The organism is Flavobacterium cyanobacteriorum (assembly GCF_002251835.1).
Taxonomy (GTDB): Bacteria; Bacteroidota; Bacteroidia; order Flavobacteriales; family Flavobacteriaceae; genus Flavobacterium; species Flavobacterium cyanobacteriorum.
Window position 1 is genome coordinate 1 of record NZ_NOXV01000182.1, and the last position, 9,437, is coordinate 9,437.

The following is a 9,437-nucleotide window of genomic DNA, read 5'->3' on the forward strand; positions in this document are numbered from 1 at the left end:
ATATGAAAACAAAAGAAATTGAAAGCCTTGAAAGCTACTTTAAAACAGAAAACGAACATTGGAACGGGTACGCCTTTGAAATGCTTTGCGAAGTATTGAAGCAGGGCAACTTTGAAAACCCTGAAACACCCTTACAGCTATTTGATAAGGCAGTAAACATTTTCACCGAACAGCACGAAACCCCATTAAAAGCAGTTCAGGAATTTGCAGCCGTTACCGACAAAGCTAACCTGAACACAACCCAAAGGTTATTTGTTTACGAATGGGTTTACAAATATGTACGGGTTTCCGATTTCGGGGAACTGGACTTTACCGAAGTAAAGGAACTACTAAAGAGCCAAACCGAAAGGCTGAAAAATGATAAACCACAGGTTGAGTATAACAAGCCTTTAACTGGAAACATACGGGACACCCTCAAAGAGTTAATGCAAAAGGAACTTGAACAGCTACCCGACACCCTCAAAGAACTTGAACCCGTGCAACGGCTGAACATACTTTGTAAACTTANAATCGGGGCTATCGATAAACGTCTGCGCTTCCTTAGCACAGAAGATGAGGCCTTGTGTTCAGTAAAAAAATTCCGCCCTATTAAGGGCGGATACTATTCATTTATTACAGTCTGCAACCTGGTTATATGTGTATCACCTCGCCATAGGCATCAGCTACTGCTTCCATAACAGCTTCGCTCATGGTTGGGTGCGGGTGTACTGCTTTTAATATTTCATGGCCTGTTGTTTCCAGCTTGCGTGCCACAACAGCTTCGGCTATCATGTCGGTCACGCCGGCGCCAATCATGTGGCAGCCCAGCCATTCGCCGTACCTGGCATCAAATATTACTTTCACAAAACCATCAGGCGTACCGGCTGCTTTTGCCTTTCCTGAGGCAGTAAACGGGAACTTGCCTATTTTGAGTTCGTAACCTTTTTCCTTAGCCTGCTTTTCGGTAAGGCCAACCGAAGCAATTTCAGGTGAGGCATAAGTACATCCGGGGATGTTGCCGTAATCAAGCGGTTCTACATGCAGCCCGGCAATTTTCTCCACGCAAAGTATACCTTCGGCCGATGCCACGTGGGCAAGCGCCTGGCCAGGTACCACATCGCCTATGGCATAATAGCCCGGAACGTTGGTCTGGTAGTAGCTGTTAACCATTATCTTGTCTTTATCGGTGGCAATACCAACTTCTTCAAGGCCGATATTTTCAATATTTGATTTAATACCCACAGCCGAAAGCAGGATGTCGGCTTCAAGTATCTCTTCGCCTTTAGCTGTTTTCACAGTAGCCTTAACGCCGTTGCCTGTAGTGTCAACCTTTTCAACTGAAGAGCTGGTCATGATTTTTACACCTGCCTTTTTAAGCGAACGCTCAAATTGCTTCGAGATATCTTCATCCTCAACAGGTACAATATTCGGCATAAATTCCACTATGGTTACATCAGTCCCCATTGAATTGTAAAAGTGGGCAAACTCCACACCAATAGCGCCTGAGCCTACCACAATCATTGATTTTGGCTGTTCGGGCAGTGTCATTGCCTGGCGGTAGCCTATTACTTTTTTACCGTCCTGCGGCAGGTTAGGCAACTCACGGGAGCGTGCCCCGGTAGCAATAATTATATGGTCGGCGCTGTATTCGGTAACTTTACCGTCTTTGCCGGTTATATCAAGTTTTTTACCGGGCTTTACCTTTCCGGTACCTTCAATTACATCAATCTTATTTTTTTTCATCAGGAACTGTATGCCTTTGCTCATGCCTTCGGCAACACCACGGCTACGGGCGATAACAGCGCCAAAATCTTTATCAAAATCTTTTACGGTTAGCCCGTAGTCAGATGCATGCTTCAGGTAGTCAAACACCTGCGCGCTCTTTAAAAGCGCTTTTGTAGGGATACAACCCCAGTTAAGGCAGATGCCGCCCAGGCTTTCTTTTTCAACAACAGCGGTTTTAAAGCCTAACTGCGATGCCCTTATGGCTGTAACATAACCGCCCGGGCCGCTTCCCAAAACTATAATATCATATTTCATCGGTAAATTATTTGCAGGTTTTAATTATGCGTACGAAAGTAAGTATTTATTTGATTATAGGAAAACATTACGAAAAGCTGTTTCCACAGTTTTATCAACACCTGTATATTTATTCCCCGCTCTCCACCGCAAACTGCGAGTAGTACATTCTTATAACTCCTCAGGCGATAAGTAAATAAAATTTAATAAATTTGTAATCTATGAAACTCATCGATAAATATCAAAAACTCAAAGACAAGGCTTTTTTATCAGAAGTACTTGCAAGAAATGTTTTTGCCACGATGGCGCTTGAAAACCAAAAGGTTCCGATGGTTGAAATTGAAAAACTAGTAGCGTCTGCAATTGCTGAAAAAGAGCTAAAGAACCCTCAGTTCTTTTCTGATAAGAAGTTGTAAAGCTTCAATATTTCCATCGTCGGCAGCTTTTAAAGCCGAGATATACTGATGCCTTGATTCTCCTTCACGACTATAAAGATCAATCGGCTCATAGCCCAATTTTAGAGCTGCGATATTTATAACGATCCTCCCAAGCCTCCCATTACCGTTATTAAATGGATGTATCAGAACAAACTCGTAGTGAGCATAGGCAAGGCAACCAATCACATCAGCGGTTGTCCTAGCAATCTTAATTTTATAATTAAGGTTATCAAGAAATTGATACATCAGGTTTGGTATACGTTGTGGGTCGGGAAGTTCGAGTTTGCCGACGCTAACTCTTACTTTTCTCCATTTCCCCGCCCAATCATACAAAGGTCCAAACGCAACTTTATGCAATCTTAAAATCAGGTCAACAGAAATTTCATCATTGCTGTCTATTTCAAGCATTAAAAGTTCAGCTTCGATAATACCTTTCGCTTCGACTTTGTTGATTTCACTAAAGTCAGTTAAACCAAGCTTATTGTCTTCCGGGCTGTCGGTATAATTGGTGTTATGATCCATATTTATATGATACTACCCCTCACCCTCCACCGCAAATTGGGAGTAGTACAGGTTTTTATAATAGCCTTCCTCACGGTTGATAAGGTCATAATGGCGGCCTTCCTCAACAATACGTCCTTTATCCATTACAATGATCTTGTCAGCATTAACAATAGTGGCCAGCCTGTGGGCAATAACTATAGATGTACGGCCTTTAGTGATCTGTTCTGTTGCGTTCTGTATAAGCTCTTCAGAATACGTATCTATTGATGAGGTAGCCTCGTCCAGTATCAGTATGCTTGGGTTGCTGACATAAGCCCTGAGGAAGGCAATAAGCTGCCTTTGCCCTGAAGATAGCATAACACCACGTTCTTTCACATTATAGTCATATCCGCCGGGCAACGACATAATGAAATCATGTACGCCAATGGCTTTTGCGGCGGCTATTACTTCTTCCCTTGATATTTCAGCATTATTAAGGGTAATATTGTTTAGTATAGTGTCGGCAAACAAGAAAACATCCTGGAGCACAATGCCTATTTGCCTTCGCAGGCTGCTCAGTGTAAAGTTATTTATATCGGTGCCGTCAATCGTAATTTTTCCGCTGCTTATCTCGTAAAAGCGGTTCAGCAGGTTTATAATAGTTGATTTCCCTGCCCCGGTGGAGCCTACAATGGCTATAGTTTCACCTGCATTTACTTTCAGGTTGATGCCTTTTATTACCTCTTCATTTTCAATATAGCTGAAACGGATGTTGCTGAATTCAAGCTCTCCCTTAAAATGCCCTGCTTCAATAGTGCCGGGGTCCTGTACCTGCTGGCCGCTTTCAAGCAGCTCAAATACCCTGTCGGATGCTATAATGCCCATCTGCAGTTCGTTGAACTTATCAGCAATCTGGCGCAGCGGGTTGAACAGCATGCTGATAAGCATAGTATAGGCAAAGAGGTCGCCAATAGTGGTCATGTTGTCCCCGTTGAGGATACTGATTCCGCCGTACCATATAATGAACCCCAGCGTGAGGGATGATATAATATCGGCAATAGGGAAGAATATGGAGTTGTACAGGATGTTCTTCTGCCAGGCATCATTATGCTTTTGGTTTATCTCTTTAAATTTTTCATATTCAATATCTTCCCTGTTGAAAAGCTGTACTATCTTCATACCTGTAAGCCGCTCCTGTACAAATGTATTGAGGTTGGCTACCTGTGTGCGCACTTCTTCAAAAGCGCCTTTCATTTTTTGCTGGAATATACGCGTAGCATAAATAAGCACCGGCATGGCCAGCAGTACTATCAATGTCAGTTTCCAGTTCATGTAGAACATTACGCCCAGTATCACCAGCATTTTTAGCAGGTCGCTTATGATCATGAAAAGGCCCTGGCTGAAAATCCGTGCAATAGATTCTATGTCAAATACAGTACGTGTAACCAGCTTGCCTACAGGTTCATTATCAAAAAACTTCATCCTGAAAGCCGTAATATGGCTGAACAGCTTTTCCCGGATGTCCTTAACAATATCCTGGCCCAGCCAGTTAGCCCAATATACAAAGTAGAACTGTGAGGCTACTTCAAGCAGGAGTACCAGGGTCATTAAAAGGATGTAGTACAGCAGCCCACCGGCGTCTTTAGAGGCTATGTACTGGTCAACAGTCTGCTTTAGCAGGTAGGGCCTTATTGCTGCAAAAACCGACAGTGACACCGCAAAGACTATTACCCAGTTGAACCTTACCCGGTAAGGCCGGGCAAAGCGCATTACTTTTTTTAATGAAGAAGATTTATTTGTTGTGCTCATTTTTAATGTGTTATGTATGGGTACTGCACCCTTGTAAGGTAAAGCCCATGTGCAGGTACAGAAAAGCCTGCCCTGTTCCTGTCCCGGCTTTCAATTATTTCACGCACGTCATCCACCGTTATCTTTCCAAGGCCCGCATTTACAAGAGTGCCCACAACAGCCCTTACCATGTTCCGGAGGAACCTGTCAGCGCTTATGGTAAAAACAAGGTGTGTACCGCTTTTTTTCCAGTATGCCTCTGTTATCCGGCAATTAAATGTCTTTACATCCGTATGTGTTTTAGAAAAACATTTAAAATCAGTATAATCCGGCAATATGGCTGCAGCCTGGTTCATTACGGCAATATCAAGCTCATGGAAATTATACCAGCTGCCTTCATTTACAAAAACATCTTTAAAGGTATGTATATGGTATTCATAGGTGCGGCTGGTAGCATCAAAGCGGGCATGCGCCGTGTCATGCACAGGTATAAAACGCAGCACTGCTATATCTTTCGGCAGGAACGAGTTGAACTTTTGCACCAGTGCCGGGTCAAGTGGACGGTCATGGTCAAAATGTGCAAACATCTGCCTGGCGTGTACGCCGGTATCCGTTCGCCCGGCTCCCGTAATCTCCGTTTCCGCCCGCAACAATACTGATAATGCACGCCCCAGCGTTTCCTGTACAGAAGGGCTGTGCGGCTGGGACTGCCATCCGCAATAGTTCTTTCCGTTATACGCAAACTCAATGAAATACCTCAAAACTGTGTTTAATGACTGACTGTGCAAAGATACTCAATAACTGGCAAAGTAGCAGGATTGTAACTTTACAAAGCCAAAAGTTTTGCAGCCATAAATTTTGTGGCAGGCCAATGCTGAACTTAGAGGGCACGGTAGCTAAAAACTTTGTTACTTTGCAATTTGTGACACACTTATAAATATGAAAAAAATACTCCTGCTAAGCGATACACACAGCCACATTGATGATGTAATTATGAAGTATGTGCGGCAGGCTGACGAAGTATGGCACGCCGGGGATATTGGAAGCCTCAGGGTTACCGATACCATAAAAGCAGAAAAACCCCTCAGGGCAGTTTATGGCAATATCGACAATAATGAAGCCAGGCTGGAGTTTCCGTTAAATAACAGGTTTGTTTGTGAGGATGTTGAGGTACTGATTACGCATATAGGCGGATACCCTGGTAAATATAACGCCGCCATAAGGCAGGAACTGTACACCAGCCCGCCAAAACTTTTTATTTGCGGGCACTCGCATATCCTGAAGGTGCAGTATGACAATAAGCTTAACCTGCTGCACATGAACCCTGGTGCCGCTGGGATACACGGGTTCCACCAGGTGCGCACCATGCTACGTTTTGAAATTGATGCCGAAAAGATACAGGCCCTTGAAGTAATAGAGATCGGAAGGAAGTGAGCCATGAGGTATCAACTCACCAAAAACAAAAAATCCGGGGAGTACCCGGATTCTTTTTCGCACTAATAAACTAAGTTAAAAGGTTTACCGCAGCCTGTCCACAGATTTTACGAGATCTTCATCCTTTTTGATAGCCTTATTGGCAAGGCTTAAAAAAACGATAGAAACAACTGGAAGAATCATCCCAATACCCTTCTCAGAAACCACCTTTTCAGGATCAGTCTCTCCGGATAAGTTTAGTGACTGGTATACAAATAACCCTAGTAAAATTAAATTTAATATTATATTCAGCCTGCCCATGACAAACTGTTTTTTTCTTTTTTTATACGTTAATATGCTAATAATAGAAAGCGTTGTGCTGAGCCCAAACAATACTATAAATGCCAGGTTGTACATAAACATGTAATCAACACCGCTATCTGTTTTCCATAATGGGAAGATAAAAGGAAATACACCGGTGGCCAGCACCGAAATAAAAATATATATAGTTTGTACCCTTTGTATCATACAATTGAATTGCCGCACAAAAATAGCTTTTCTTTTTAAAAAAATACTATTGCTTTTAAAAATAAATTTCGTAATATTGCAGTACAAAAATATAATTACTTCATTCTGCGAAGTATCCATTTCAAAAACTATCCTGTCCACATTTATTTTGAAATACCCTATTAATTAAACCAAAAATTTTACATGTTCGACATTTCGGAATTGAAAGAAATGAAGCTTCCTGAGCTTCAGGAAATTGCTAAAAAAGCTAATATTAATAAATACAGGGGATTAAAAAAAGAAGAACTGGTTTACCAGATACTTGACCACCAGGCGGCCAATCCTGACAAGGTAAAATCTCTTTTTGAAGAATCGCCCGCTGCAGGCCCCACCCCCGGAGCTGAACCTGAAAAAATGAAGCGTGCAAGGCTGCTTAAGCCTTCTAAGGCTACGGAAACGGCGCGGGAAAATAAAGTTCCTGATGAACCTGTAGCCATTGGGCCACAGCCGGATTTACAGGAAAATAATTTTAAAACCAGAAAGCCGGGGCGCCCTCCAAAAGAAGTTAAAAGCCTGCCTGCAATAGAAGACGGCAATGTTACTGTTGCTGAAAGTGATAACCCTAAGGCAGCCGAAAGGCCAAAACTCCGCTCACTGCGTGACAACACATACCGTACGCAGCCTGAAGCTCCTGAAAAGCCGAGGCCAAGGCAGCTGACCGAAGAGGAAAGGCGTGCACAGATTGAAAGGGCTAACGCCAATAATCCTAATCACCCGAGCTATAAGAAAAGGCTTGCCGAGCAGGGTATAGCCACTCCCGTTGAGCAGCACAATAACAACTATGCTAATGGTAATCCCGGCCAGCACCAAAATGGCAATAATCCCCAGCACCGCAAGCAGAATTTCAGGGAACCGGACTATGAGTTTGACGGTATTATAGAAAGTGAAGGCGTGCTCGAAATGATGCCCGACGGGTATGGTTTCCTTCGCTCGTCTGATTATAACTACCTTGCCTCGCCGGACGATATATACCTTTCTACTTCCCAGATACGCCTATTTGGCCTAAAAACCGGAGATACTGTAAAAGGTGTAGTGCGCCCGCCCAAGGAAGGTGAAAAATATTTCCCGCTGGTAAAAGTATTAAAAATAAACGGGCATGACCCACAGGTAGTGCGTGACAGGGTATCCTTTGAGTACCTGACACCGCTTTTCCCGGAAGAGAAGTTTAACCTTGCCGACAGGCAAAGCACCATATCTACCCGTATTATTGACCTTTTTTCGCCGATAGGGAAAGGGCAGAGAGGTATGATAGTAGCCCAGCCAAAAACCGGTAAAACGATGCTGCTTAAGGATATTGCTAACTCTATAGCGGCTAACCACCCTGAAGTGTACCTCATTGTATTGCTTATTGACGAACGCCCTGAAGAAGTAACCGATATGCAGCGCAGTGTGAGGGGAGAGGTTATTGCTTCCACTTTTGATGAGCCTGCAGAACGCCACGTCAAAGTGGCCAACATAGTGCTGGAAAAAGCTAAGCGACTTGTGGAATGCGGGCACGATGTTGTGATACTGCTTGACTCTATAACCCGCCTTGCCAGGGCTTACAATACCGTACAGCCTGCATCAGGTAAGGTACTGAGCGGTGGTGTTGATGCCAATGCACTCCAAAAGCCAAAACGCTTTTTTGGCGCTGCCCGAAATATTGAAGGGGGAGGCTCACTCAGTATTATAGCAACAGCCTTAACAGATACTGGGTCTAAAATGGATGAAGTGATTTTTGAAGAATTCAAAGGTACCGGAAACATGGAACTGCAACTTGACAGGAAAATCGCTAACAGGCGTATATTCCCTGCTATTGACCTTACCTCATCAAGTACACGCCGTGATGACCTACTGCTCGATGAAAAAACCATACAGCGTATGTGGATCATGAGGAAATACCTTGCCGATATGAATCCTGTTGAAGCTATGGATTTTATAAACGACCGCTTTAAGAAAACCAGGAACAATGAGGATTTCCTGCTTTCCATGAATGATGACTGATAAAACTGAGTATAATCATAATTCAATTTTTATTTTAGGATAATATACAAAAAGCCCCCTGAAGCCAGGGGGCTATATTTTAATTATTGATAGCACTATCTAATCTCTTACAATTATTTTTTCCGTAAACTGGCTTCCATCAATAGTTGCATCTAATACATAAATACCGGCACCAAGTCCTGAAATATTGATTGTGCTGTCAGTTGATATAAGTACTTGCCTTCCCGTAAGGTCATAAAGCTTTGCCGTAACGCTATTAAAAGTATATGGCCCTTCTATCGTGATAACATCCTTCGCCGGATTTGGATACAGGCTTAGGCTGGCAGTTCTAAATTCCCTGTTGCTTAACGGTATTTGTGGCAACTGCAGCAATGGGCCTCCGGCTGCTGTAGCTGCCCACAGCCCAAATTCCGGGCCATTACTATTATTGGCGGGATTAAGGAAACCACTTGCCAATATAGTTATTGCATCGCCTTCATAGTCAAGTGTTTCCAATGGCGCACTGTAAGAGGCCACTACTGTCGTACCATCAGCAGTAGTTACATTAAGAGTGTAGTTATCAGTGGGCAGTTCCAGGTAATTTGCAATATAATTTCCGTAAGTGATGTCATTAACAATCACACCGGCTCCTTCTGCCACAACATCCACAGCAGGGGCATCAGTTGCTCCGTGAAATACCAATACATCGGTATTAGTGGCTGTATCGGCTTCTTCACGGCCGAGGGCATAAGGATAAAGCTGGAAAGCCTGGTTAGGAGAGTAGCCTGA

The 9,437-nt window shown here is 43.4% G+C and carries 9 protein-coding genes; 3 read left to right on the forward strand and 6 right to left on the reverse strand.

All coding sequences use genetic code 11. From position 1 onward, the window contains the following. Positions 1-630: 630 nt before the first annotated feature. A complete protein-coding gene (gene lpdA, locus CHU92_RS03490) occupies positions 631-2,019 on the reverse strand; it encodes a dihydrolipoyl dehydrogenase (protein ID WP_094412651.1) in 1,389 nt (462 codons plus the stop codon). Positions 2,020-2,219: 200 nt separating this feature from the next. Between lpdA and CHU92_RS03495 the strand changes: the two genes are divergently transcribed. Then, on the forward strand, positions 2,220-2,414 hold the full coding sequence (locus tag CHU92_RS03495) for a hypothetical protein (RefSeq protein ID WP_094412653.1): 195 nt from the start codon (positions 2,220-2,222) through the stop codon (positions 2,412-2,414). Here the strand turns inward: CHU92_RS03495 and CHU92_RS03500 are convergent. From CHU92_RS03500 to truA, 3 genes are read right to left on the reverse strand one after another with little or no spacing between them, the layout of a single operon-like run. Then, a complete protein-coding gene (locus CHU92_RS03500) occupies positions 2,376-2,957 on the reverse strand; it encodes a Fic/DOC family protein (protein ID WP_094412655.1) in 582 nt (193 codons plus the stop codon). The two genes, CHU92_RS03495 and CHU92_RS03500, sit on opposite strands and share 39 nt — an antisense overlap. 12 nt (positions 2,958-2,969) lie before the next feature. Beyond that, entirely contained in the window at positions 2,970-4,727 is a 1,758-nt protein-coding gene (locus CHU92_RS03505) for an ABC transporter ATP-binding protein (RefSeq protein WP_094412657.1), read from the reverse strand. A 2-nt stretch (positions 4,728-4,729) separates the two neighbouring features. Further along, a complete protein-coding gene (gene truA, locus CHU92_RS03510) occupies positions 4,730-5,467 on the reverse strand; it encodes a tRNA pseudouridine(38-40) synthase TruA (protein ID WP_094412659.1) in 738 nt (245 codons plus the stop codon). A 178-nt stretch (positions 5,468-5,645) separates the two neighbouring features. Between truA and CHU92_RS03515 the strand changes: the two genes are divergently transcribed. Continuing rightward, positions 5,646-6,140: a metallophosphoesterase family protein gene (locus tag CHU92_RS03515; RefSeq protein ID WP_094412661.1), complete on the forward strand. Its 495-nt coding sequence runs from the start codon at positions 5,646-5,648 to the stop codon at positions 6,138-6,140. Positions 6,141-6,224: 84 nt separating this feature from the next. On the opposite strand, the gene CHU92_RS03520 is transcribed toward CHU92_RS03515, so the two are convergent. Further along, positions 6,225-6,647: a DUF4293 domain-containing protein gene (locus tag CHU92_RS03520; RefSeq protein WP_094412665.1), complete on the reverse strand. Its 423-nt coding sequence runs from the start codon at positions 6,645-6,647 to the stop codon at positions 6,225-6,227. 183 nt (positions 6,648-6,830) lie between these two features. Here CHU92_RS03520 and rho point away from each other — a divergent pair, with 183 nt between their 5' ends. Continuing rightward, positions 6,831-8,669: a transcription termination factor Rho gene (rho, locus tag CHU92_RS03525; RefSeq protein WP_094412663.1), complete on the forward strand. Its 1,839-nt coding sequence runs from the start codon at positions 6,831-6,833 to the stop codon at positions 8,667-8,669. Between the two features lie 99 nt (positions 8,670-8,768). Here the strand turns inward: rho and CHU92_RS03530 are convergent. After that, on the reverse strand, positions 8,769-9,437 hold a 669-nt coding region (locus tag CHU92_RS03530; protein WP_129582998.1), incomplete at its 5' end, for a T9SS type A sorting domain-containing protein.

Excerpts from the sequence above, each read along its gene's own strand:
- lpdA (WP_094412651.1), bottom strand. The coding sequence starts at position 2,019 with ATGAAATATGATATTATAGTTTTGGGAAGCGGCCCGGGCGGTTATGTT.
- CHU92_RS03495 (WP_094412653.1), top strand. The coding sequence starts at position 2,220 with ATGAAACTCATCGATAAATATCAAAAACTCAAAGACAAGGCTTTTTTA.
- CHU92_RS03500 (WP_094412655.1), bottom strand. The coding sequence starts at position 2,957 with ATGGATCATAACACCAATTATACCGACAGCCCGGAAGACAATAAGCTT.
- CHU92_RS03505 (WP_094412657.1), bottom strand. The coding sequence starts at position 4,727 with ATGAGCACAACAAATAAATCTTCTTCATTAAAAAAAGTAATGCGCTTT.
- CHU92_RS03515 (WP_094412661.1), top strand. The coding sequence starts at position 5,646 with ATGAAAAAAATACTCCTGCTAAGCGATACACACAGCCACATTGATGAT.
- CHU92_RS03520 (WP_094412665.1), bottom strand. The coding sequence starts at position 6,647 with ATGATACAAAGGGTACAAACTATATATATTTTTATTTCGGTGCTGGCC.
- rho (WP_094412663.1), top strand. The coding sequence starts at position 6,831 with ATGTTCGACATTTCGGAATTGAAAGAAATGAAGCTTCCTGAGCTTCAG.